Annotated in this window: 21 protein-coding genes; 13 read left to right on the forward strand and 8 right to left on the reverse strand. The window is 70.4% G+C overall.

The genetic code is table 11. From position 1 onward, the window contains the following. Nucleotides 1-11: 11 nt before the first annotated feature. From EHO50_RS13425 to EHO50_RS13440, 4 genes are read right to left on the reverse strand one after another with little or no spacing between them, the layout of a single operon-like run. Nucleotides 12-761 carry a hypothetical protein gene (locus EHO50_RS13425; RefSeq protein WP_128430126.1) on the reverse strand — a complete coding sequence of 250 codons (750 nt, stop codon included), beginning with the start codon at nt 759-761 and terminating at the stop codon, nt 12-14. After that, nucleotides 754-1,512 (reverse strand): T4 family baseplate hub assembly chaperone, encoded by a 759-nt coding sequence (locus tag EHO50_RS13430; protein WP_128430127.1) that lies wholly within the window; start codon nt 1,510-1,512, stop codon nt 754-756. The genes EHO50_RS13425 and EHO50_RS13430 overlap by 8 nt, the downstream gene beginning before the upstream one ends. Nucleotides 1,513-1,562: 50 nt before the next feature. Next, complete coding sequence (locus EHO50_RS13435) at nt 1,563-2,087, reverse strand: phage tail protein (RefSeq protein WP_004003113.1); 525 nt, start codon at nt 2,085-2,087, stop codon at nt 1,563-1,565. A gap of 33 nt (nt 2,088-2,120) precedes the next feature. Further along, the gene (locus EHO50_RS13440) at nt 2,121-3,986 is read right to left on the reverse strand and encodes a phage tail sheath subtilisin-like domain-containing protein (RefSeq protein ID WP_128430128.1); all 1,866 of its coding nucleotides are present in this window, start codon (nt 3,984-3,986) and stop codon (nt 2,121-2,123) included. A 639-nt stretch (nt 3,987-4,625) separates the two neighbouring features. On the opposite strand from EHO50_RS13440, the gene EHO50_RS13445 reads away from it, so the two are divergent. Genes EHO50_RS13445 through EHO50_RS13465 form a run of 5 tightly spaced genes read left to right on the forward strand, consistent with a single transcriptional unit; the run spans nt 4,626 to nt 10,030 of the window. Further along, the gene (locus EHO50_RS13445; RefSeq protein WP_128430129.1) at nt 4,626-5,960 is read left to right on the forward strand and encodes an ABC transporter substrate-binding protein; all 1,335 of its coding nucleotides are present in this window, start codon (nt 4,626-4,628) and stop codon (nt 5,958-5,960) included. Next, a complete protein-coding gene (locus EHO50_RS13450) occupies nt 5,957-6,898 on the forward strand; it encodes a carbohydrate ABC transporter permease (protein ID WP_128430130.1) in 942 nt (313 codons plus the stop codon). The genes EHO50_RS13445 and EHO50_RS13450 overlap by 4 nt, the downstream gene beginning before the upstream one ends. Continuing rightward, nucleotides 6,895-7,839 (forward strand): carbohydrate ABC transporter permease, encoded by a 945-nt coding sequence (locus EHO50_RS13455; protein WP_128430131.1) that lies wholly within the window; start codon nt 6,895-6,897, stop codon nt 7,837-7,839. Before EHO50_RS13450 ends, EHO50_RS13455 begins: the two co-directional genes overlap by 4 nt. 26 nt (nt 7,840-7,865) lie before the next feature. Next, complete coding sequence (locus tag EHO50_RS13460; RefSeq protein WP_128430132.1) at nt 7,866-8,774, forward strand: 5-dehydro-4-deoxyglucarate dehydratase; 909 nt, start codon at nt 7,866-7,868, stop codon at nt 8,772-8,774. Further along, on the forward strand, nt 8,771-10,030 hold the full coding sequence (locus EHO50_RS13465) for a glucarate dehydratase family protein (RefSeq protein ID WP_128430133.1): 1,260 nt from the start codon (nt 8,771-8,773) through the stop codon (nt 10,028-10,030). Before EHO50_RS13460 ends, EHO50_RS13465 begins: the two co-directional genes overlap by 4 nt. 11 nt (nt 10,031-10,041) lie before the next feature. Here EHO50_RS13465 and EHO50_RS13470 read toward each other — a convergent pair whose 3' ends face one another. Together EHO50_RS13470 and EHO50_RS13475 are read right to left on the reverse strand one after the other, a co-directional pair. Next, a complete protein-coding gene (locus EHO50_RS13470; RefSeq protein WP_128430135.1) occupies nt 10,042-10,827 on the reverse strand; it encodes a dienelactone hydrolase family protein in 786 nt (261 codons plus the stop codon). After that, on the reverse strand, nt 10,805-11,524 hold the full coding sequence (locus tag EHO50_RS13475; protein ID WP_128430137.1) for an NADPH-dependent F420 reductase: 720 nt from the start codon (nt 11,522-11,524) through the stop codon (nt 10,805-10,807). Before EHO50_RS13475 ends, EHO50_RS13470 begins: the two co-directional genes overlap by 23 nt. Before the next feature lie 127 nt (nt 11,525-11,651). Between EHO50_RS13475 and EHO50_RS13480 the strand changes: the two genes are divergently transcribed. The 4 genes from EHO50_RS13480 (at nt 11,652) to EHO50_RS13495 (ending at nt 16,512) form a co-directional block, all read left to right on the forward strand. Then, nucleotides 11,652-12,245 (forward strand): TetR/AcrR family transcriptional regulator, encoded by a 594-nt coding sequence (locus EHO50_RS13480; protein ID WP_128430140.1) that lies wholly within the window; start codon nt 11,652-11,654, stop codon nt 12,243-12,245. 82 nt (nt 12,246-12,327) lie between these two features. After that, complete coding sequence (locus EHO50_RS13485; RefSeq protein WP_128430142.1) at nt 12,328-13,380, forward strand: NAD-dependent epimerase/dehydratase family protein; 1,053 nt, start codon at nt 12,328-12,330, stop codon at nt 13,378-13,380. Between the two features lie 407 nt (nt 13,381-13,787). Continuing rightward, entirely contained in the window at nt 13,788-15,224 is a 1,437-nt protein-coding gene (locus tag EHO50_RS13490) for a C40 family peptidase (RefSeq protein ID WP_246101132.1), read from the forward strand. 283 nt (nt 15,225-15,507) lie between these two features. Beyond that, the gene (locus EHO50_RS13495; RefSeq protein ID WP_128430144.1) at nt 15,508-16,512 is read left to right on the forward strand and encodes a sugar ABC transporter substrate-binding protein; all 1,005 of its coding nucleotides are present in this window, start codon (nt 15,508-15,510) and stop codon (nt 16,510-16,512) included. A gap of 67 nt (nt 16,513-16,579) precedes the next feature. Here the strand turns inward: EHO50_RS13495 and EHO50_RS13500 are convergent, their stop codons facing one another. Continuing rightward, a complete protein-coding gene (locus EHO50_RS13500) occupies nt 16,580-17,584 on the reverse strand; it encodes a LacI family DNA-binding transcriptional regulator (protein ID WP_128430147.1) in 1,005 nt (334 codons plus the stop codon). A gap of 211 nt (nt 17,585-17,795) precedes the next feature. On the opposite strand from EHO50_RS13500, the gene EHO50_RS13505 reads away from it, so the two are divergent. Genes EHO50_RS13505 through EHO50_RS13520 form a run of 4 tightly spaced genes read left to right on the forward strand, consistent with a single transcriptional unit; the run spans nt 17,796 to nt 22,097 of the window. Continuing rightward, nucleotides 17,796-18,755: a TIM barrel protein gene (locus tag EHO50_RS13505; protein ID WP_128430149.1), complete on the forward strand. Its 960-nt coding sequence runs from the start codon at nt 17,796-17,798 to the stop codon at nt 18,753-18,755. An 11-nt stretch (nt 18,756-18,766) separates the two neighbouring features. Next, the gene (locus EHO50_RS13510) at nt 18,767-20,191 is read left to right on the forward strand and encodes a sugar porter family MFS transporter (protein ID WP_128430151.1); all 1,425 of its coding nucleotides are present in this window, start codon (nt 18,767-18,769) and stop codon (nt 20,189-20,191) included. 26 nt (nt 20,192-20,217) lie between these two features. Then, nucleotides 20,218-21,234 carry a Gfo/Idh/MocA family protein gene (locus tag EHO50_RS13515; protein WP_128430154.1) on the forward strand — a complete coding sequence of 339 codons (1,017 nt, stop codon included), beginning with the start codon at nt 20,218-20,220 and terminating at the stop codon, nt 21,232-21,234. Continuing rightward, nucleotides 21,231-22,097, forward strand: a complete 867-nt coding sequence (locus tag EHO50_RS13520; protein WP_128430157.1) for a sugar phosphate isomerase/epimerase family protein — start codon at nt 21,231-21,233, stop codon at nt 22,095-22,097. The genes EHO50_RS13515 and EHO50_RS13520 overlap by 4 nt, the downstream gene beginning before the upstream one ends. A 39-nt stretch (nt 22,098-22,136) precedes the next feature. On the opposite strand, the gene EHO50_RS13525 is transcribed toward EHO50_RS13520, so the two are convergent. After that, entirely contained in the window at nt 22,137-23,363 is a 1,227-nt protein-coding gene (locus EHO50_RS13525) for a cytochrome P450 (RefSeq protein ID WP_128430159.1), read from the reverse strand. Nucleotides 23,364-23,370: the final 7 nt, after the last annotated feature.

Genomic DNA, 23,370 nt, shown 5'->3' on the forward strand with positions numbered 1-23,370 from the left:
GGTCCGTCATGTCACTCCCGCCCCTGCGTCAGGTACTCGGCCAGGCTCAAGGTCGTCGCCGGCCGCCCCGTCGAGGGCGTCCGCTGCCGGGTGCCGCCGGACGGCGACGGTCCGGCCGTCACCTCCAGCCGCCCGATCTGCACCTGCACCACCTGCTCGGGTGCCCGCGAGGGCCGGCGCGCCGCCGCCTGTCGTACGGCGTCCCGTGCCGCCGCGGTGTCCGCGGCGCTGGGCCGCAGCGCAGCCGAGACGGCAGTGGGGGAAACGGCGTCCGTGCCCGGGGGGATGGGCACGGACGCCGTGCTCTGGGGTGCGCCCCGCTCCGTGCGCCCACGGCCCGCCCCCCGGTGCGCGGCGTCGGGTGTGGGGCGCGGCTGCGCGGCGACGGGCGCGACGGGGCGCAGCAGCGGCGCCTCGGGCAGGGCCCTCGTGGCGGGCCGCGGCGCCGGGTCGGCGGGGGCGCGTTCGGTGTGTACGACGGTCCGCTCCCGTTCCGTGTGCGTCCGGGGCGCGGCCGCCGCCGGACGCGGTGCCTGCTCCGGGTGTACGGCGGACGGCGTGGTGGCGGGCCACAGCAGGTCGGAGCCGTCGTCCGGCTCGGGCGCGGTGCTGCGGACCGCCTCCACCCGCTCGAACGGGCCCGGCAGCCGGGGCCGTACCCGCACCACATCCGTGCGCGCACCGGCGGCGGCGACCGGAGTGTGCCGGGCGATCAGCCGGTCGAGGAAGTCGGGCACGGGCGCCCCTTCGGCGTCAGACATCCGCACACAGCTCCAGGTAGTAACGGCGCCGCAGCGGGCTGAGCGCCAGGATCTCCGGCTCGCTCCAGCCGTAGGAGGTGGCGAGCAGATGGACGTCGAGCAGCAGGTCCCGTGCCCAGGCGTCCAGTTCGGTCCACAGGTAGGAGGCGATGTCGAGTTCGGCCCGGGTGGCCTCGCCGCACTCGGGGCAGGCGACGTTGAGCGTCACGTCGGCCCCGGGGTCGGCGGCCTCGACGGCCTCGGCGATCCGGCGCTGGACCGGGACCGGCAGGTCACCGGCGCCCACGGCCGCCCCGTCGCGCACCGCCGAGACCAGGCACCGTGCGAGCAGGGCCGCGCGCGGGTCGGCCGCCCGGGCCGCCGCCGTCAGGTCGGCGACACCGGGCAGCCGGAACTCGACGTCCCAGCCGTCCTGCCGCACCCGCACGACAGTCCCGGCGGACGAGTCGCCCCCGTCCCCCGAACCGCCCCGCCCGCCCAACGACCGAGCGAACTCCCCGGCGTCCAGGTCGAACTCCATGTCCTCCCGGCACGCCGAGCACGCCAGTCGCACCTGCATCCGCTCCCCGAACAGGGCCCGGCGCAGTGCGAACAGGTCGGCCTCGCGCTCGCCCACCGGCAGTACCGGCAGGCGCGCGGCGTCGACGTCCGGGCGGGCCGTGCGGTGCAGCAGCAGGGCGCGCCCGTTCGGTGCCTCGGCGAGGCCCGCTTCCCAGGTGGCCAGCAGTTCAGCCGCCCCGGTGATCGCCATCTCCTCCCCCGCTTCCCACGAGTCCCGAGCTCCCCCCGACTACCGCCGTATCAGGCGGGGTTGAGGAAGGAGGGCTCCTCCGGCTCGGGCACCTCGTAGTCCCGCTCCCAGCCCTCGCACTCGAGCTTCAGCGACTGGATGGCCACCGCGTTGGCGTTGGCGTCCAGCTCGCCGAGGACCTGGTACTCGCTGGGCCAGGTCCGGTACAGCTTGTGCGAGACGGCGACCTGGCCGGCCTCGTTGAGGACCTGGATGACTATGTCCTTGCGGAAGTCGGCGAGGGACACCTCGGAGCCGAGGCCCGCGCCGACCTGCCAGACCTTGTTGGCCCAGCGGTCGAACTCGGGGTCGTGGGTGACCCCGCGCTCCAGGGTGATGCCCTCGAACTCGGAGCGGCCCGGCGACTTGCGCGGGGACGACGGGTCGCCACCGTGGCGGTGCTTGACGACCTCGGTGGTCCGCTTGAGCGGACTGATCTTGCTGATGCCGGCGACCGTGCGACCGTCCCACAGGACCAGGAACTTGAAGTTCTTGTAGGGGTCGAAGCGATGCGCGTTGACCGTGAACTCAGCCATCGGATTCCTTCAGTTCTCCACGATTCCCGGCGCTCAGAGCGCGAACTGCCCGGACGTCTGCTGGATTTTGACGATCACGAACTCCGCCGGCCGCACCGGTGCGATGCCGACGAGGACGTTGACGATGCCGTTCTCGATGTCCTCGGCGGTCGTCGTGTCGCTGTCGCACTTGACGAAGTACGCCTCGCGCGGGGTACCGCCCTTGAAGGCGCCCTGGCGGAAGAGCGTGTGCAGGTACGAGGAGGCGGCGAGCCGGATCTGCTGCCACAGGTTCTCGTCGTTGGGCTCGAACACCACCCACTGCAGGCCGCGCTGGAGGCTCTCCTCGACGTGCAGCGCGAGCCGCCGTACGGGGACGTACTTCCACTCGCTGTCGAGCGCGTCCGAGCCCTCCAGCGTGCGCGCACCCCAGACGACCGGGCCGGTGACCGGGAAGGTGCGCAGGCAGTTGACGCCCAGCGGGTTGAGCAGGCCCGTCTCACGGTCGGTGAGGTTGACGGTGAGCGAGTGCACGCCCGCGAGCCGTGCCTCGGTGCCGGCCGGTGCCTTCCACACGCCGCGCTCGGAGTCGGTGCGGGCGATGACGCCGGCGACCGCGCCGGACGGCGGGAAGGAGCGCAGCCGGCCCGTGAGCGGGTCGGTGAGCTGGAGGTGCGGGAAGTACAGGCCGGCGTGGTTTCCGCGTACGGCGTCGAAGGCGGCGAGCCCGGCGCGTGCGGAGTCGACGCTGACCCAGGTGCTCGGCGCGTCGACCAGCAGGAAGATCCGGCGCTCGGCACACAGCCGCTGGGCGGCGGAGATAACGGTGAGCGCGTCCTCGGTCTTCTCGTACGCCGCGAGCTCGGGCAGCGCCAGCAGGTTGACGTCGGCGACGCCGCGCAGCGCCTGGATGCCGGTCTTGTCGCCCTCGGAGCCGATGAGGTCGCGCGGGCCGGGTGCCGCGCCGTCCTCGCCGCCCTCCAGCGGGAAGACGGGCGGGTTGACGGAGGCTTCCAGGCCCAGGTCGTTGGCGCACTCGCCGAGGAAGCGGACGACGTCCTCGGGGTCGGTGGAGCCGGCGACGACCTGGATACGGCGGCCGAAGGCGGTGACCTCGGCGCCCGCGAAGGCGTGCTTGCCGGGCGCGTCGGGCAGGGCGCGCAGCTTGCGCTCCAGGAGCAGCGCCAACTCGGCCACGGAGCACGGGGCTTCGCCGTCGCAGTCGGGGTCGTAGAGCTTGAACTCGCGCTCGACCTCGCCGATCTTGACGGTCAGGTCGACTTCCAGGTTCGGCAGTTCGTCGCCGAAGGGCTTGGAGACGGTGCCGGACGGGTCGGGGCGGCCCTCGCCGACGACTTCGACGCGGATCAGTTTCGAGCCCGCGTTGATCACGGTCTGCGCGTAGCGGCCGTTCGCCGGGTCCATGGACAGGCCCGTGAAGCTCTCCCGGGCGTCGCCCTTGGCGTCGTAGACGCGCAGGTTGAACGTCTCGTCGGGGCACGGCGTGTCGTGGTCGACGGCGACCCGCAGGCCGTTGCCCCAGACGCCGGGCTCCTTGGCGTGCACCTCGAGGACCGGGCCCTCGCTGTGGCCCTCGGTGGACTTGAGGGTGACGCAGGCGGCCTTGCCGCTGCCGGCCTTGGCGACACGGACGATCACCGCGACGGTGCCGCCGTTGCCGAAGAACTGGTGGACCGCGTAGCCGACGGCGCTCTGCGCGCTCAGGCCGCCGAAGCGGCGCTCGAACTCCGTGAAGCTGGTGACGCGTACCGGCTCGTTGAGCGGACCCCGTCGGGTGTGGCCCACAAAGGCCGTCACGGACGTGGTCAAGGTCGAGATCGTGCGGGTGCTGCTGGGAAGTTCTTCGACGTAGACGCCGGGATACGTCGGCTTGGCGGCGCTGAGAGCGCTCATCGGCATTCCCCCTCCTACTCCCTGTCTCGGGTACCGGACAAAGGCACCAAGAGATGGCAGAGGGAGGCATTCCCGACCCGGCGCACGAAAACGCCACCCACAAGGGCGACGTCAACACGTGCACCGCACCAGTTTCCCCCGTCATCACCGTGGGCGATCGACCGCACGGCTCAAGCAGCGCGCTTGTGACTCCTGATGCTCAAGTGCTCAACCCACCTTGGTGTGTTCGAAGTTGACCGAGCAAGGCGGCTTCAGGCCAGCCAGGCAGGGGGTTTGGTGAAGGCGCCTTCCCTGCATCCGCACATCGCACCTGCGCGCCCCGGCCAGCTGGTTCACATTTCCTACACAGGGGGTGCCGAGGCGAAGCACCCGGCAAGCCCGACCCCTCGACGGAAAGCCCTTTCTCGCACCGTTCGACTGGTCGTACGTTCGTGCGACCTCCGCGAGTTGCGCACAACGTGCCATGGCTGGTTTTCCGGGGGTGACGCGAACCCGCCGCACCGACGTCTACCCGCATAGGGCCGGTGAAATCTCACCGCCATGTCTTGACATACGGCCGAAACGATTCGTAACTTGGCCGATCATTTAGATGCATGAAGAGAGTTCACGTATGTGAATTCCATGGAACAACCACGGAGTGTGCCCATGCGGGATCGCCGACGAAGTCGCCGCCCGGCCGCCCTGCTCGTCGCCGCGACTCTCGCATTCGGAACGGCCGCATGTGGCTCCGGTTCCGGCAGCGCGGGCAGCGACGACCCGAACACGCTGGAGGTGTGGACCCGGAGCAACCCGGACGCCGCCGCCACCTACGACCGCGTGTTCGCCGCGTTCACCAAGAAGACCGGGATCAAGATCGACTACCAGCCGGTCATCAACTTCGACCAGCAGCTCCAGAGCCGGGCGTCCACCAAGGACCTCCCGGACGTCATGATCAACGACACGGCGCTGATGGGCAGTTACCAGAGCCAGGGCCTGCTCGAGCCCATCGACCCCGCGACGATGGCGGGCGGCCACCAGATCACCGACAAGTCCTGGTCCTCCACCGTGGGCATCGACGGCAAGCACTACGGCATCCCGTACTCCCGTCAGGCCCAGACCTTGATGATCCGCACGGACTGGCTGAAGAAGCTGGGCCTGAAGGCGCCCACGACCTGGCAGGAGATGCTCTCCGTCGCCAAGGCCTTCGCCACCGAGGACCCGGACGGCGACGGCAAGGCCGACACCTACGGCATGGTCGCGCCGGGCAGCGCCCAGAACGGCTATGCCGCCTGGTGGGGCGCGAGCTTCCTGTGGCAGGGCGGCGCGGAGATCATCGAGCCGGACGGCAGGGGCACCTACCGGCCCGCCATGGATTCGGCGGCGGCCGTGAACACCGTGACCTGGATGAAGAACAACCTCTTCTGCGGTGACAACGGTGTCACCCAGCCCGGCGCCCTGACCGCCATCACCTCGACGGCCACCAACTTCCAGGACGGCAACGCCGGGATGTACATGACCGGCCCCTACAACATCGTCACCTTCGACCAGACCCTCGGCAAGGACAAGTACGAAGTGACCCCGGCGCCCGCGGGCCCGGCCGGCGGCGATGTGCTGGCCGACGGCGAGAACGTCTACTTCGGCGCCAAGACCGGGAAGACGAAGCAGGAGCAGGCGCTGGCCGCGTTCCTGATCTCGCCCGAGGGCCAGAAGATCGCCATGACCAGCGTCGACGGCCACCAGCCCGTCGTGCGCATCCCCGTGAACTCCACGCTGGACGCGGCGAAGGTCCGTGGCGACGCCCGCTGGAGCGTCGTACAGAAGGCGTACGAGGACGCCTCCCAGCAGTTCCCGAACGCGCCGGACTTCGCGCCGATCAAGCAGGACACCGCCGACGCGCTCAACTCGATCTTCACCTACTGCGGCGGCGACGTCCGCTCCCAGCTGGGGGAGCTGAACGAGACCCTCGCCGGTGACCTCAAGGACCAGGACCTGTTGAAATGACCGCTCCCGTGACCACCCCCGCGGCGCGCAGGGCCTCCGGCGTCTTCAGCGTCTTCAGCGCCTTCAACGTCTTCAGCAAGAAGGCCGTCGTCCCCTGGCTCTTCCTGGCGCCGGGGCTGCTGCTCGCTCTCGTCTTCAAGTTCTGGCCGATGGCCAAGGGCATCTGGCTGAGCTTCTTCGACGTACGGCCCTTCCTCGGCGACCAGTGGATCGGCCTCGACAACTACACCCGGGTCCTGACCGACCACCGCTTCCAGGACGCCATCGGGCACACCCTGATCCTTGGCCTCGGCCAGTCGCTCGGCGCCATCCTGCTCGGCTTCGTCCTCGCCCTGCTCCTGGAAGGCCAGGCCCGCTCGCTGAAGATCATCCGGACCGCCGTCTTCCTGCCCGCGGTCACCGCGACCGCGGTCGTCGGTGAGCTGTGGCGGCTGATGTACTACCCGACCTCCGACGGCCTCCTCAACAGCGGCCTGCACCTGCTCGGATTCGGGCCGGTGCAGTTCCTCGACAACCCCGGCATCGCGCTGTACTCGACGATGGCCATGGGCATCTGGATCTGGGCCCCGTACAACATGGTGATCATCCTCGCCGGTCTGGCGGGCGTGGACCGCACGCTGTACGAGGCGGCGGCGATGGACGGCGTCTCGCTGTGGCAGCGGCTGCGGTATGTGACCCTGCCCGCGATCCGCCCCGCCCTGGGCATCGTGTTGACTCTCGCCGCGATCCGCGGACTTCGGGTGTTCACCGAGGTCTACGTCCTCACCGGCGGCGGCCCGGCCGGGTCCACCGAGGTCTGGATGACCCGCGCCTACACCCTGGGCTTCACCCGCAACGACATCGGCGGCGCCTCCGCTGCCTCGGTCGTGCTGCTCTGCGTGACGCTGCTGCTCACCGTCACGGTCAACTACTTCCGCAAGAGGGGAGACGTGCGATGAGCGCCCCCGTCATCGAACCCGTCCGGCCGGCGGCACCCGGCACCCGGGCCGGGCGGAGCACCCGGGCCGGGCGGACCACGCCGGCCCGCTTCGACACCGCCCTCGGCTGGAGTGACCGGCCGGGCCTGGCCTGGACCTTCCGGATCCTGCTCTGCGCGATGGCCATCGGTATCTTCGCGGCGCCGTTCCTGACGATCCTCTCGGGTGCCTTCACCACGGACGCCAGCGGCTCCTCGCTGTCGTTCCTGCCGCACGACAGCACACTGCTGAACTTCAAGGTGGCCGGCGAGCGCGGCATCTGGGACTACTTCACCAACTCGCTCGTCATCGCGGGCGGCGGTCTGCTGCTCCAGCTCGTGGTCTGCACGCTCGCCGCGTACGCGCTGGCCCGGCACCGGTTCCGCGGCCAGGCGCTGATCCTGACCCTGTTCATGCTGACGATGATGCTCCCCGAGGAGGTCATCGCGATCCCGCTGTCGCTGGTCCTCGGTGACGTGCCGGTGGTCCACCTGGACCTCAAGGGCACGGTCTGGGGCGTCATCCTGCCGCTGGGCGCCTGGGGCTTCTCGGTGATGATGCTGACCGAGTTCATGCGGGACATCCCCACCGAGATCGAGGAGGCCGCCCGCCTCGACGGCGTCGGTGAGCTGAGGATGCTGGGGCAGGTCATCCTGCCGCTGTGCAAGCCCGCGCTCGGCGTGGCCGGTGTGCTCGGGTTCATCATGATCTGGGACCAGTACCTGCTGCCCCTGATCGCCGCCAAGGACCCCACCGATTACACGGTCACCGTCGCCCTGTCCATCCTGCGCACCGACCCCGAGGTCGGCTCCGGGGTGGTGCTGGCCGGTGCGGTCATCGCCCTGATCCCCAGTCTGATCGTCTATCTGCTCCTCCAGCGCTCGCTGGTCACCGGCATCGCCGCCGGGGCCACCAAGGGCTGAACCAACCCCCCACGTTTGAGGGAGACATGAAGTTCCAAGGAGTGCTGTTCTTCCCGGTGACGCCGTTCGCCGCGGACGGGTCACTGGACGAGGAACGGCTCGCCCAGCACATCGACAGCGGTGTCGCGGCCGGCGCGGGCGGCGTGTTCGTCGCCTGCGGCACCGGCGAGTTCCACGCGCTGACGCCCGACGAGATCGAACGGGCCACGCGGGTCGCCGTCGAGACGACCGCCGGACGCGTCCCCGTCCTGGCCGCGGCGGGCGGCCCGCCCCCGATCGCCCGCGACCATGCCGTCCGCGTCGAGCGCGCCGGCGCCGACGGCATCCTGCTGCTGCCGCCGTACCTGGTGACGGCGCCGCAACGGGGTCTGGTGCGGTACGTCGAGGAGGTCACCGCCACGACCGACCTGCCGGTGATCTTCTACCAACGCGGCACCGCCCGCCTCACCGAGACCACGGCGGCCGAGATCGCCGCCCTGCCCAAGGTCGTCGGCCTCAAGGACGGCCTCGGCGACATCGAGCGGATGCACCGCATCGTCCGGGCCGTGCGCGCCGTACCGGGCGCCGAGGACTTCCAGTTCTTCAACGGCCTGCCCACCGCCGAGATGACCGCGCCCGCCTATCGCGGCATCGGCGTCGACCTCTACTCCTCGGCCGTGTTCGCCTTCGCCCCGGAGATCGCGCTGGCCTTCCACCGGGCACTGGCCGAAGGCGACGAGGCGACGGTCGGCACGCTCCTCGACGAGTTCTACGGCCCCCTCGTCGAACTCCGCGACGAAGTTCCCGGATACGCCGTGGCGCTGGTCAAGGCCGGGGTGACGCTGCGCGGCCTGGACGTCGGCGGCGTACGTGCGCCGCTGCTCGACCTCGCGCCGGAGCATGTCGCCCGGCTGGCGAAACTCATCGACCACGGCCTGGAGGCGGTCCGCGCATGAGCCCCACCGTCGGCACCCGGATCCGCGAGCTGATCGTCACCCCGATCGCCTTTCGCGACCCGCCCCTGCTCAACTCGGGCGGCGTCCACGAGCCGCTCGCCCTGCGTGTCATCCTCCAACTCGTCCTGGAGGACGGCACGGTCGGCCTCGGCGAGTCGCCGGGCGGCACCGCCCGCCTGGAGCGACTTCAGGCGGCCGCGAAGGTAGTCGTCGGCATGGACGTCTTCGACACGACCGCCGTCGCGGCCGCGATCGACGCCGACCTGCTGCCCACGGTGCCCAGCTCCCACGAACGCGGCTGGACCACCTCGGCGGTGGAGGTGGCCTGCCTCGACGCGCAGGGCAAGCTGCTCGGCCGTCCGGTGAGCGATCTGCTCGGCGGGAAGGTCCGCGACTCGGTGCCCTTCGCCGCGTACCTCTTCTACAAGTGGGCCGAACACCCCGCCCTCGACGGCCGCCCGGCGATCGGCGACGACTGGGGCGAGGCGCTCGACCCGGCCGGGATCGTCGAGCAGGCCCGGCTGATGCAACAGCGGTACGGTTTCCGCTCGTTCAAGCTCAAGGGCGGTGTCTTCCCGCCCGACGAGGAGATCGCCGCGATCAGGGCGCTGGCGGAGGCCTTCCCCGGGCAACCGTTGCGCCTTGACCCCAACACCGCCTGGACGGTGGAGACTTCGCGGTACGTCGCCCGCGAGCTGGACGGCGTACTGGAGTACCTGGAGGACCCGACCGCGACGATCCCCGGCATGGCGGAGGTGGCGAAGGACTCGCCGCTCCCCCTCGCCACCAACATGTGCGTGATCGCCTGGGAGCACCTGAAGCCCGCGATCGAGCAGAACGCGATCCAGGTGCTCCTCACCGACCACCACTACTGGGGCGGACTGCGCCGCACCCGTGAACTGGCCGCGGTCGGCGAGGCGTTCGGCATCGCCCTGTCCATGCATTCCAACTCACACCTGGGCATCAGCCTCGCCGCCATGACCCACGTGGGTGCGGCCATCCCCCACCTCGACCACTCCTGCGACACGCACTGCCCGTGGAACTCGGCCGACGACGTGATCGTCCCCGGTGCGCTTCGGCTGCGCGACGGGGCGGTCGAGGTCCCCACCGGCCCGGGCCTCGGCGTGCAGCTCGACCAAGATGCCCTGGAGCGGCTGCACCGGCTGTACATCGACTCGGGGGTGCGCTCCCGCGACGACACCGGGTACATGCGTCGGATCCACCCGGACTACGAACCGCGGCTGCCGCGCTGGTGACGGCCGGAGGCTTACGGCGACGGCAGGGTGCGGCCCAGCAGATCCAGCAGGGCCGCCCAGTGCCGTTCCGTCGCCTCGGCGTCGTACATCGCGGTGTCCGCCTGGGTGAAGCCGTGGTGGGCGCCGGGGTAGACCTCGCCGCGATGGCGGACGCCGGCCGCGGTGAGGGCCTTGTCGAGGCGGTCGATCTGCTCGGCCGGGTTGGTCGAGTCCCGGTCGGCGTGGCCGAAGTAGAGCTCGGCGGTGATGCGGTCGGCGAGCAGGTGCGGGCTGTCCGGGGCATCCGTCGCGAGGTACGCCCCGTGGAAGCAGGCCGCGGCCGCCACTCGGTCCGGATGGGTCCCGGCGGTGCGCAGGGCCAGGGCGGCGCCCATGCAGTAACCGGTGACGCCCACGGGGCCGTCGACCGTGAGCGGAGAGTCAGCGAGCCAGTCGAGGTAGACCCCGGCGTCCCGCACGGCAGCCTCGGGGGTGAGGGTTTGCGCGGCCGGGCGCAGGCTCTGGATGATCTCCGGTCGCTCGGCCGGGTTGATGAACTCGGGCAACTCCACGACGGGCGCCGGGCCGTGGCGGTAGAAGACATTGGGGACCAGGACGGTGTACCCGGCGGAGGCGAGCCGGTCCGCCATCTTCTTCAGATGCGGGCGGAGGCCGAAGGCGTCCATGTACATCAGGACGGCGGGGTACGGGGACTTGCCGTCCGGATGCGCCAGGTAGGCGTCGGTAATTCCGTCCGGGGTGGGGACGGCGACGAGTGTTCCCTGCACGGTGGCCTCAGTTCTCGATGGTCGTGGCATCGATCAGTTCCTTGACGCGGTCCGCGGAGACCGGGACACCCGGCGTCTCGAAGAACCAGCGCTGCGCCTGCTCCTGGCTCAGCCCCTCGGGCCGCGCCGCCATGTACGGCTGCACGTAGACCGGCGTGCCGGGCTCGCTGCGCCGGCTGTCGGCGAGCGTCCCTATGTCCACGGCGTCGTAGCCGAGGGTGTCCAGCAGCCGGGCCACCTCGGCCTTGGCCCCGGGGTCGTCGCCCGCGATGGGCAGGGCACTCCGGTCGGGGGCGCCGGAGGGCCGGGCGGAGGTCGCCAGCCGTCGGAAGTCGATGTTGTTGAACGCCTTCACCACGCGTGAGCCGGGCAGCTGCCGCTGGACCAGGGCGCTGGAGGTCAGCTCACCCGAGTCCAGCGCGGCGACCCGGCCGTCGCGGTCCGGGTAGTAGTTCATCGTGTCGATCACGGTCTTTCCGGCAAGGGCGGCGACCGGGAGGAGGTCGTAGGCCTTCAGCGGGACGGTCGCCACCACGAGATCGCCGGCCTGCGCGGCCTCCTCGGGCGTGGCTGCCCGTCCGTGCTCGCCGAGTTCGGCGACGAGGTCGGCGAGGGTCTCGGGGCCGCGCGAGTTGCTCAGGACGACGTCGAGTCCGGCGGCGACGGCGAGGCGGGCCACCGCGCTGCCGATCATGCCGCTGCCGATGAGTCCGAGGATCTTGGTCACGGTGTACGTGCCTCCGTCACTGCAAAAGAGCCGGTGAAGTGGAGTTTCGTATGTGAAACTCAGTGTCACGTTAGTGATCGAGTGCCGGAACTGCAAGTGAGGGTGGGCGACCGGATAGGGTCACGAGGTGAGCGCAGCAGCACGTACACATACGAGAGACATCGCCCGGGCCGCCGTACGGGCCGAACTGGCCCAGGTGGCCTTCGAGTTGTTCCGGCGCGAGGGCTTCGAGAAGGTCACCCTCGACGACCTGGCCGCGGCGGCCGGAGTGTCCCGCAGTACGTTCCTGCGTTACTTCGGCACCAAGGAGGACGCCGTCCTCGGCGCCTTCGACGCCCACGGCGACCAGGCCGCGGACGCCCTTCGGGCCCGGCCCGCCGACGAGGACGACTGGACGGCGCTGCGGCGCGCGCTGGACACCGTCATCGAGCGCTACCGCGAGGATCCGGCGCGTGCCCTCGCGACGACCCGGCTCGTGCGGGAGACCCCCGCCCTCTGCGCGCGGCAACTGGAGAAGCAGCACGGCTGGCGCCCCGCTCTGGCCCGGGCCCTCGCGGAACGCGCCGGTTCCACGGAGCCGGCGACACTCGCCCAGACCGTACGGGCCGCCGCCGCCCTGGACTGCCTGAACGTCGCGCTGGACCACTGGACCGCCTCCGAGGGCGCCCTCGACCTCGTGGAGCTCCTGGACGAGGCCTTCGCGGCACTGGAACACCGGTAGCGGCACCGAAGGACGCCCAAGGGCGTTCGACGCCCCATAAGGTGACCCCCGACCGCACGACAGGAGGGGTGAGGGCGTGGGCATGGACGGCTCGACAGGCGTGTTGGTGACCGGCGGCAGCGGGTTCGTCGGAAGCCATCTGGTCAAGCGGCTTCTGGAGCGCGGGTACCGGGTCCATGCCACCGTGCGCAGCACGGCCGACACGGCGAAGGCACGGCCCCTGCGGGAGATGCAGGAGGCACACCCCGGCCAACTGTCCTTGTTCGAGGCGGACTTGCTGAAGGAGGGCTCCTTCGACGAGGCGATGACCGGCTGCCGGGTGGTGTTCCATGTGGCGTCGCCGTTCCGCATGCCGGAGAAGATCAAGGACGGCCGCCGGGACATGGTCGACCCGGCCCTGCTCGGCACGCGCAACGTGCTGGCGGCCATCGAGCGGACGCCCACGGTCGAGAAGCTCGTACTCACCTCCACCGTGGGCGCGATCTTCGGGGACTACACGGACGTCCTGGCCATGGACGACACGGTGCTGTCGGAGCGGTACTTCAACACCACCAGCACGGTCGAGAGCAACCCGTACCACTACGCCAAGACGGTCGCGGAACGCGCGGCCTGGGACGCGGAGGCCGCCCAGGGCCGCTGGCGGATGGTGTCGATCAACCCCGGGCTGATCCTGGGCCCTTCCCTCACCCCCGCCTCGGAGTCCGGCAGCCTGTTTCTGCTGGAAGAGCTCTTCAAGGGTTACTTCTTCTACGGCGCGCCGGACTTCAGCTTCACCACGGCGGATGTGCGCGAGGTGGCCGACGCGCACATCGCGGCCGCGGAGAACCCGGACGCGAAGGGCCGTTACATCGTCGCCGCCCGAACCATGACGTCCTTCCACGAGATGTCCCGCATCATCCGGACCCGGTACCCACGCGACCTCCGCCTCCCGCGCACCGCGCTCCCGCACTGGCCGGTACGCGTCCTGGGCCCGGCCTTCGGGCTGACCCAGGACTACATCCGCAAGCACCTCGGCATCCGCTTCCGGGTGGACAACAGCCGGAGCGTGAACGAACTGGGCGTCACCTACCGCCCGATCGAGCAGACGGTCCTGGACCACTACGAGGCGTGGCGGAGTCAGCGCAGCGCGAAGTGAAACCGGTGTCCCCGCCCCCGAAGCGTCGAAGGTCACAAAAACGTATCGGACATTTCACATGTCAACCTTCACGCGAGGCACACAAGTTGGCTAGGTTACGCCTCAGGCCGCACGACGACCTCCGGCGAACCCCGCCGGGACGCGCGGCCTCCGCCGAGTCCGGTACGCCCGTAGGGGTTCACCGGAGCCGGGGACCCAACCGAAAATCGGGGTGAATCGGCCCAACTGCCCTTCGGGGCCAGGGCCGTAGGGCACACCTTCCGGAACCGTCCGCCCGAACCCTCCCCCAGAGCATGAACGGCCTGGGGGGACCCCCACCGCTAACTCGGTAGGCGGATTACGGAAGGAGTACGTCGCCCATGGCGCCGGAACGCACCGCACGTCCGGGGGCTTTGAGCCTCCCCGGCATGCGCAATTCCGCACTCGCGTCGGCGGCCCTCACCTCGGTGGCACTGCTCGCCCAGACAGCCAACGCCGCCCCCTCCCTCGGGGACGAGACACCGAGCCGCGAGGAGGTCAGCCGACGGGTCAACTCCCTCTACGACCGGGCCGAGTCCGACACGGGAACCTTCAACGCCACCCGCGCCGCGACGACGGGACCACGCAAGCGTGCCGACCGGCCGACGGACGCCGGACGCGCTGCGGCCGCCGCGGCCCCGGGCGACGAGGGCAGGCGCAGCGACCCCGCTCTCGACGACGTCGCCCGGCAGTGGTTCGACATGGCCCGCTCGAAGCTGGGCCCGACTGTTCCGGCAGCGCTGCCCGCCGCCAGAATGCCGGAGCGCCCAGCTGAGACGCGGCGCGCCCGCCCGGCCGAGCGTGCGGGGGAAGGTCTCGCCGACCGTGGACGGGAGGCGTCCGGCCGCACCGCGCTGGAGTTGCCCGCCGCGCCGGTCGCCGAGCTGACGTCCGGCCCGGCCACGGGGGCGGCTCCCGTGGCGGAGCTGACCGCAGGCCCGATCGCCGCCCTGCCGGCTGCCTCGGAGGCACCGCAGGAGACCACGCGGACCGACTGGAGCACCCAGTCGGCCCTCGCCCTGCCCGCCCCGACCACCGCACCGGCACTCGAACCGGCGACCGTAGCGGCGCTCGAACCGGAGGCCGATCCGCAGCAGCGGGCCTCCCTTCGGGCCGCCAAGGAGCAGAACCAGCGCAAGCTCACCAAGGCACGGGAGTTGCTGTCCCCGTACACCGCGCGGCAGAGCACGCCGCTCGCGGCGATCGGGACCCTGCCCACCGCGGACACGTGGAGTGCTCCGCCGACCGAGGTCCAGCCCTCGGCCGAGGCGCAGTGGCAGGCACTGCAAGCGCAATCCGCAGCCGACCTCACCACGGTCCCGCCCGGCACGGCGGCCCGGCCCACCACGACGGGCCCCGCCGTCGACGCCCTCGCGAGCGTCCACACCTTCACGGGCCTCGACACCCCCGCGGCCGGCGCCACCGGCCAGGCCCTCGACCTGGGCACCGCCCTCACCTCGACGGCGCCGCAGGACACGCGAGCCGTGCGGGCCCTGGACTTCGCCCGCGCCCAGTTGGGCAAGCCCTGCGTCTGGGGCACGACGGGCCCGGGCGCCTACGACGGTCCCGGCCTCACCCAGGCCGCCTGGAAGGCCGCCGGCATCACACTCCCCCGCACTGCACAGGAGCAGGCGACCGCCGGCCAGGGAATCGCCCTCCCCTACCTCGAACCCGGCGACCTGGTCCTCTTCCACATCGGTCACGTCGGTATCTACTCCGGAAACGGCATGATGATCCACGCCCCTGGGCCCGGGGCAGCCATCCGCGAGGAGTCGATCCACTACGCGGGGGAGTCGGCGATCCACAGCGCGATACGACCTGCCTGAGCCGTCCGTTCGCCGCCAACGACCCCGTCTCCCGCGAGGCGGGGTTTTTGGCGCACCCGTTTTGGCGCACCCGTTTTTGACGCACCCGTCTTGATGCCCCCTTGCACCTCGGCTTTGTCGATACGTCCTGACAAACCCATTGACATCACCTGCGAGCAGCCGCATAGTACCTGCCACTAGAGCGCGCTAGTGAAGCGCTCCAGTCGGTATCCAACGGGCGGTACCCGTGAACCTCCCCCCACCTGAGAACCCGCCCCGACCAGCACAGCGAGGTGCATGGGACATGCGCAGACACCATCGAGCCGCGACACTGACCGCTGCCGCTCTGGCCGCCGGCCTCTTCGCCGCGGGTTGCTCCAGCAGCTCCGGCGGGAAGGCGTCCGAGGAGGGCTCCGGGGACGCTTCGGCGGGCAAGGCCACCACGCCCCGGATGACCGTGGCCATGATCACCCACGCGGCCCCCGGTGACACCTTCTGGGACCTGATCCGCAAGGGGGCCGAAGCCGCCGCCGCGAAGGACAACGTCAAGCTCGTCTACTCCAGCGACCCCAGCGCGGGCAACCAGGCCAACCTGGTGCAGAACGCCATCGACCAGAAGGTCGACGGCATCGCCCTCACCGCGGCCAAGCCGAGCGCCATGAAGGCGGTGGTGGCCAAGGCCACGTCGGCCGGCATCCCGGTCGTCGGCTTCAACTCCGGCCTGGACAACTGGAAGGACCTCGGCATGCTCGAGTACTTCGGGCAGGACGAGAACATCGCCGGTGAGGCCTTCGGTGAGCGGCTCAACGACACGGGCGCCAAGCACGCCCTCTGCGTCATCCAGGAGCAGGGCCATGTCGCACTGGAGGCCCGCTGTGCCGGTCTGAAGAAGGGGTTCAAGGGCAAGACGGACATCCTCTACGTCAACGGCACCGACATGCCGTCCGTGAAGTCGACGATCACCGCCAAGCTCCAGCAGGACTCCTCCATCGACCAGGTGGTCACCCTAGGAGCGCCGTTCGCGCTGACCGCGGTGCAGTCGGTGGCCGACACGGGCGGCAAGGCCAAGGTCGCTACCTTCGACCTCAACAAGGAGCTGGTCACGGCCGTCCAGGACGGCAAGGTCGAGTTCGCCGTCGACCAACAGCCCTACCTTCAGGGCTACTTGGCGGTCGACTCGCTGTGGCTGTACAAGACCAACGGAAACTTCAGCGGCGGCGGCACCGCTCCGGTGCTGACCGGGCCCGCGTTCATCACCAAGGACAACGTCGACGCGGTCGCGGAGTTCGCGGCCAAGGGCACGCGCTAGGCGCGCACCTGGACAGGCGGGGTCGGCCGTGGCCGCGACGGGGCGCGGCCGACCTCGCCGCTGTTCGTCATCGGGCCGGTTCCTGCGGGGCCGGCCCGCTTGTGCCCCGGATGACGAGCTTGGGGTCCAGGACGGCCTCGCGGGGCTCCAGTTCCGGGTTCTCCAGCCGGTCCACCGCGAAGCGGACCGCGTTCTCGGCCATGAGGACCGCGTCCTGGCGGACGGTGGTGAGGCCGATCGGCATCAGGTGGGAGAGATGACTGTCGTCGTAGCCGACCACGGACATGTCGCGCGGGACCTCGACTCCCGCCCGGGTCAGGGTCATCAACAGGCCCATCGCACAGCGGTCGTTGCCCGCGAGGACCGCCGTCGGCAGGGGCAGCCCCCGGTCGCGCTCGGCCAGCAGCAGGCGACCTGTCTCGATGCCCGACTCCTCGGTGTGCGCGCCGGGGATGACCCGCTGCTCGGCCTCCAGCCTGTGCCTGCGCATCGCGGCCCGGTACGCGCGCCGCCGCTCGGCCGAGCCGGGGCCGCGCCCGCCGTCGATGTGCACGATGCGGCGGTGGCCCAGTTCCACGAGATGGTCCATGGCCTGACGCACGCCCTTGCCCTCGGCGCTGTGCACGAAGTCCACGCGGGCACCTGGGGCGCGACGGGCCACCGAGACGGTCGCCGCACGGTGCCCGAGTTCGTCGAGGTAGGCCGGCTCGGCGTCGGGGGCGAGCAGGATCAGCCCCTCGCACCGGTGGCTGAGCAGAGCCTCGATCGCCTTGGCCTCGCCGCGGCCCGGGGTGGTTCCGGAGAGCAGCACGTCGTAGCCGAGCCGTTCGGCCTCCGGGTAGATGCCCTCGATGAGGTCCGTGTGGAAGATCTGGTGCACGATGAACATCACGCCGAGCGTGCGGCTGCGGCCACGCGCGAGCAGTCGCGCCGCGCTGTCGGGTCGGTAGCCGATCTCGTCGGCGACCCGCAGGACCCGCTCACGGGTCTCCTGGCTCGCACCCGGCTGGTTGCGGAAGATGATCGAGACGAGCGCTCGGGACACGCCCGCCTTCCCGGCGACGTCCGCCATCGTGGGCCGTTGCCTGCCCGATGCATCCACCTGTGAACCCACCCTTCGACGCGGATCACCTTAGCCGGGTCCCGAAATCTCCTGGCAACAAGCTATTGACATGACATTTGGACCAGGGTCATCGTACTCGCACTAGAGCGCGCTAGTAGAGCGCGACAGATGATCTGTGGATACGTCCCCTGACGCCCGTCCCCTCCCCGAAGGACATGTCATGGCAACGGCGCCAACCTCGCTCCGCACCACCGCGGGCAACCTGTGCCTGGGCTCGGCCCCCGACTCCTGGGGTGTCTGGTTCCCCGAGGACGACCAGCAGGTCCCGTACACCCGCTTCCTCGACGAGCTGGCCCGGGCGGGTTACCGGTGGCTGGAGCTCGGGCCGTACGGCTACCTCCCCACCGACCCTGCCGTCCTCGCCGAGGAACTCGCCGTGCGCGATCTCAAGGTCTCCGGTGGCACCGCCTTCGGCGCTCTGCACCGGCCCGAGGCATGGGACGGGATGCTCGCCCATGTCCGCCAGGTCGCGGAGCTGACCGCCGCCGCGGGCGCCCGTCACCTCGTCCTCATCCCGCCCATGTACCGGGACGAGAAGACCGGCGCGTTCACCGAGTCGCCGGAGCTGACCGCCGAGCAGTGGGCGGGCTTCGGCAAGGCCGCCGACCGGCTCGGCAAACTGCTCCTCGACGAGTACGACGTACGCCTCGTCGTGCACCCGCACGCCGACAGCCACATCCAGACCCAGCCGGAGATCGAGCGCCTCCTCAACGAGTCCGACTCCCGCTACACCAACCTGTGCCTGGACACCGGGCACGTCGCCTACGGCGGCGGCGACAACATCGATCTGATCCGGCGCTTCGGCGAGCGCGTCGGGTACGTGCACATCAAGCAGATGGACCCGCGGATCCTCGCCCAGGTCGCCGCGGAGGACCTGTCGTTCGGCGAGGCCGTCAAGCGCGGCGTGTGCGTCTCGCCCCCGGCCGGCGTGCCCAAGCCGGCCGATGTGGTGGCCGAGCTCGCCCAGCTGGACGCCGAGTTGTTCGTGATCGTCGAGCAGGACCTGTACCCCTGCGCACCGGACGTACCGCTCCCGATCGCCGTGAGTACCCGTGAGCACCTGGCGGGCTGCGGCCTGACGGGTACCCGGCGCCCGACGTTCACGACTCTCGACCGGTGAGGAGACGGCCCATGGACGTCAAGGAAGACGCGGCACAGACCCCCGCCCCCGTCACGGACGACGCCCCGCCGGCGGTCTCCCGCAGGCTGCGGCTCATCACCGTCATCGCCACCTTCGGCGGACTGCTCTTCGGCTACGACACCGGCGTCATCAACGGCGCCCTGCCCTACATGACCGACGATCTGGGCCTGACCGCGGTCACCGAGGGCATGGTCACCAGCTCGCTCCTCCTCGGTGCCGCGCTGGGCGCGGTGGTCGGCGGCCGGCTGTCGGACGCGCGCGGACGGCGCCGTACGATCCTCACCCTCGCGGTGCTCTTCTTCGTCGGCGCGCTCGGCTGCACGCTGGCGCCGACGACCGCGGTCATGGTCGTCGCCCGGTTCGTGCTCGGCCTCGCGGTCGGTGGCGCCTCGGTGACCGTGCCGGTCTATCTCGCGGAGGTCTCCCCCGCCGAGCGGCGCGGCGCGCTGGTCACCCGTAACGAACTCATGATCGTCAGCGGCCAGTTGCTGGCGTTCACCTCCAACGCGATCATCGCGCAGGTGGGCGGGGAGTCCGGCGGGGTGTGGCGCTGGATGCTGGTGATCGCCACCGTTCCGGCGGTCGTGCTCTGGTTCGGCATGCTCGTCATGCCGGAGAGCCCGCGCTGGCTGGCCTCCCAGACCCGCTTCACCGAGGCCCTGGACGTGCTCAAGCAGGTCAGGTCCCGGCAACGCGCCGAGGCCGAACTCGCGGAGGTGTCCGCGCTCGCCGTCAAGGAGGAGCAGGAGAAGCTCGGCGGCTGGCAGGACATGAAGTCCACCCCGTGGATACGCAAGCTCATGTTCATCGGCTTCGGCATCGCCATCGTGCAGCAGATCACCGGCGTCAACACGATCATGTACTACGGCACCCAGATCCTCACCGACGCCGGCTTCGCCTCGGACAGCGCGCTCACGGCGAACATCGCCAACGGCGTGATCTCGGTGCTGGCCACCTTCGTCGGCATCTGGCTGCTCGGCCGCGTCAACCGCCGCCCGATGCTGATGGTCGGCCAACTCGGCACCACCGTCGCCCTGTTGCTGATCGGCGTCTTCTCCCTGGTGCTGCCGTCCGGTGACGGCCGGGCTTACGCCGTGCTCGCCATGACCGTCACCTTCCTCGCCTTCCAGCAGGGCGCGATCTCGCCGGTGACCTGGCTGATGCTGTCGGAGATCTTCCCGATGCGGATGCGCGGCTTCGGCATGGGTGTCGCGGCCGTGGTGCTGTGGCTGACCAACTTCGTGATCGGGCTGGTCTTCCCGTCGCTGGTCTCCGGCATCGGGATCTCCAACACCTTCTTCCTGTTCGTGGTGGCGGGTGTCTTCTCGCTCGCTTTCGTGAGGCGCTACGTCCCTGAGACGAAGGGCCGCTCGCTGGAAACCCTCGAGGCGGAGCTCAAGGCCCGCTTCTCCTGAACCGCACGTTCTCGAAAGGAAGTCCCATGACTGTGCGTGTAGGTGTCATAGGCGTCGGCTGGATCGGCCAGGAACACATACGGCGCCTCACCGAGGTCGTGACCGGAGCCGAGGTCACCGCGGTCACCGACATCGACGCCGCGCGTGCCGAGGAGGCGGCGAGCAGGGTCGGCGCCCGAGCGGTCGCGAACGGTGCCGAGCTGATCGCGGCGGACGACGTCGATGCCGTCCTCGTGACCTCCTGGGGCCCCACCCACGCCGAACACGTGCTGAACGCCGTCGCCGCCGGCAAGCCCGTCTTCTGCGAGAAGCCGCTCGCCACGACGGCCGAGGACTGTCTGAGGATCGTCGAGGCCGAAATGGCGCACGGCCGCCGCCTGGTCCAGGTCGGCTTCATGCGCCGCTACGACGCCGGCTACCGGAAGATGAAGCAGGTCATCGACTCCGGTCGCATCGGTGAGCCGCTGATCGTGCACTGCGCCCACCGCAACCCGACCGTCCCGGAGTCCTACACGTCCTCCATGGCCGCCCTGGACACGGCGGTGCACGAGGTGGACGTGCTGCGCTGGCTGCTCGACGACGAGATCGTCTCCACCCAGGTGGTCACCCCGCGCGCCACGAGCAAGCGGTTCGCCCATCTCAAGGATCCGCAGATCATGCTCTTCGAGACCGCCAAGGGCGTGCGTATCGACCTGGAGGTCTTCGTCAACTGCCAGTACGGCTACGACATCCAGTGCGAGGCGGTCGGCGAGGAGGGGCTGGTCCGGCTGCCCGACCCGGCCTCGGTCGGCCTGCGCAGCGCGGGGCGGCACAGCACGGAGGTGCCCACGGACTGGGTGGGCCGCTTCGCGGACGCTTTCGACACCGAGTTCCGCGAGTGGATCGCGGGCGTCGCCGCCGGCAGCGAACCCACCGGTCCCTCGGCGTGGGACGGCTATGCCGCCACCGTCATCACCAGCGCGACCGTCGAGGCCCTGGAGTCGGGCCGCGTCGTCGCCACCGACCTCAAGCCCCGCCCCGCGCTCTACGGAGGTGCCGCGTGAAGATCGCCCTCGACCCGTACATGTTCCGCGCGCTCCCCATCGACGAGATGGTGCGCACGGTCGCCGAACTCGGCTACGAATACATCGAGTTGTCGCCCCGCGACGACTTCATGCCGTTCTTCCTGCACCCGCGCGCCGACGACGAGCGGATCGCGGAGCTGAAGAACTCGCTGCGCACGCACGGCGTTCAGCTGTCTTCGGTACTGCCGCTGTACAAGTGGTCCTCACCGGACGAGACCGAGCGGCAGTCAGCCGTCCGCTACTGGAAGCGGATGATCGAGATCGCCGCCGACCTCGAATGTCCGCTGATGAACTCGGAGTTCAACGGCCGCCCCGAGCGTGCCGCCGAGAGCGAGGCGGCCTTCTGGCGCTCGCTGGAGGAATTGCTCCCGGTGTTCGAGCGCGAAGGCATCGCTCTGAACCTGGAGGCGCACCCGGACGACTTCTGCGAGGAGAACACCCCCGCGGTCGACCTGGTCCGTGCGATCAACAAGCCGTGGGTGAACTACCTCTACTGCGCGCCGCACTCCTTCCACCTGTCGGGCGCGGACCCGAAGGCGGACATCGCGGCGATGATGCGCTACGCCGGCGACAAGCTCCAGCACGTGCACATCGCGGACTCCTTCAACCACAAGGGCTCCTCCGGCCTGCGCTACATCCTCAACCCGCCCGGCACCCCGGCCCGTATCCACCAGCACCTGGACATCGGGCAGGGCGAGGTCGACTGGGACGCCTTCTTCGGCACCCTGCGCGAGCTGAACTTCGACGGCGTCGCAACGGCCTGCGTCTTCGCCTGGGAGGAACGGGCCAGGGAGTCCTCGGCATTCATGTTGGACCGCATCCGCAAGGAGCTGGCCGCGTAGCGAGTAACAAGTAGCAAGTAGCCTGCCGCGTACGTACGTTCAGGCGGCCTTCAGGGCGAGTGGCAGTGCGCTCAGGCCGCTGAGGAAGTTGGAGTAGACGGGCTTCGCCGGGCCCGTCTGCTCCATCTCCGCCACCAGGTCACGCAGCCCTGTCAGTACGGCCCCGATCTCGGCCCGGGCCAGGTAGGCGCCGAGGCAGAAGTGAGGCCCGTAGGCGAAGGTGACGTGCTTGTTGGGCGTGCGGTCCAGGCGCAGTTCGCCGGGAGCGTCGAAGATCCTCTCGTCGTGGTTGGCGGAGGCGTTCCAGACGGTGACGATCTCCCCCGCCCTGACGGCTTGGCCGCCGATCTCGGTGTCGGTCGTGGCGGTGCGTCCCGAGTGCAGGGCGGGGGTCGTCCAGCGCAGGATCTCCTCGACGGCGGTGTCGATCCCGGCGTCGCCCCGCTTGAGGGCCTGCCACTGGTCGGGGTGCTCCAGCAGGGCGAGGGCGGCGCCCACCATGGAAAGGCGGGCCGTCTCGTCGCCGCCGAGGATCAGGCTGTAGCAGTTGAGCATGATCTCGTCGTCGTCCAGCGGCAGCCCGTTCACCTCGCTGCCCGCGAGCAGGGCGATGACGTCCGCGTGGCCGCTGTCACGCCGGTCGCGGGCCAGGTTGGCGAAGTAGAGCAGGATCTCGTTCTTGGCGATCCAGGCATCGGCGGCCGTGCTGTCCGCCTCGTGCGAGCCCAGCGCGGAGGACGTCAGGCTCAGCACGTAGGCCCGGTCGCGGTCGGGTACGCCGAGCAGGTCGCAGATGGCGCCGAGGGGTATGTCGGCCGCCACATCGGCGGCGAAGTCGCAGGTGCCCCTCTCCAGCGCGTCCCGCAGCAGCCGGGTCACCGTCCGCCGCACGCTCTCGACGATCGGTTCCAAGGCCCGCGGCGAGAACGCGGACATCAGGACGCGGCGCAGCCCGGCGTGCTTGGCCCCGTCGGTGATGGCAAGCATCCGGCCGGCCGCGGAGTCACCGCCGGCGAGCAGGGTCTCCAGGACGTTGCCGCCCTCGGAGGTGAAGCGTGCGCTGTCCCGGTACACGGAGGTGACATCGGCGTGCCGGGTCACCACCCAGAAGCCGGGGGCCGTGTCGGTGGCCGGGTTCCAGTGGACCGGCCGGTGTTCCCTCAAGTGGCGCCACACGGCGGACAGGTCGCTCTCGGCGTGCAGCCGCGGATCGGCCAGGTTCAGCGTGTCGAACTCTTCCGGTGCGATCGTCCGCCGCGTGGTCATCGCGTTT

It is taken from the genome of Streptomyces cyaneus, assembly GCF_004028635.1.
Classification (GTDB): domain Bacteria; phylum Actinomycetota; class Actinomycetes; order Streptomycetales; family Streptomycetaceae; genus Streptomyces; species Streptomyces cyaneus.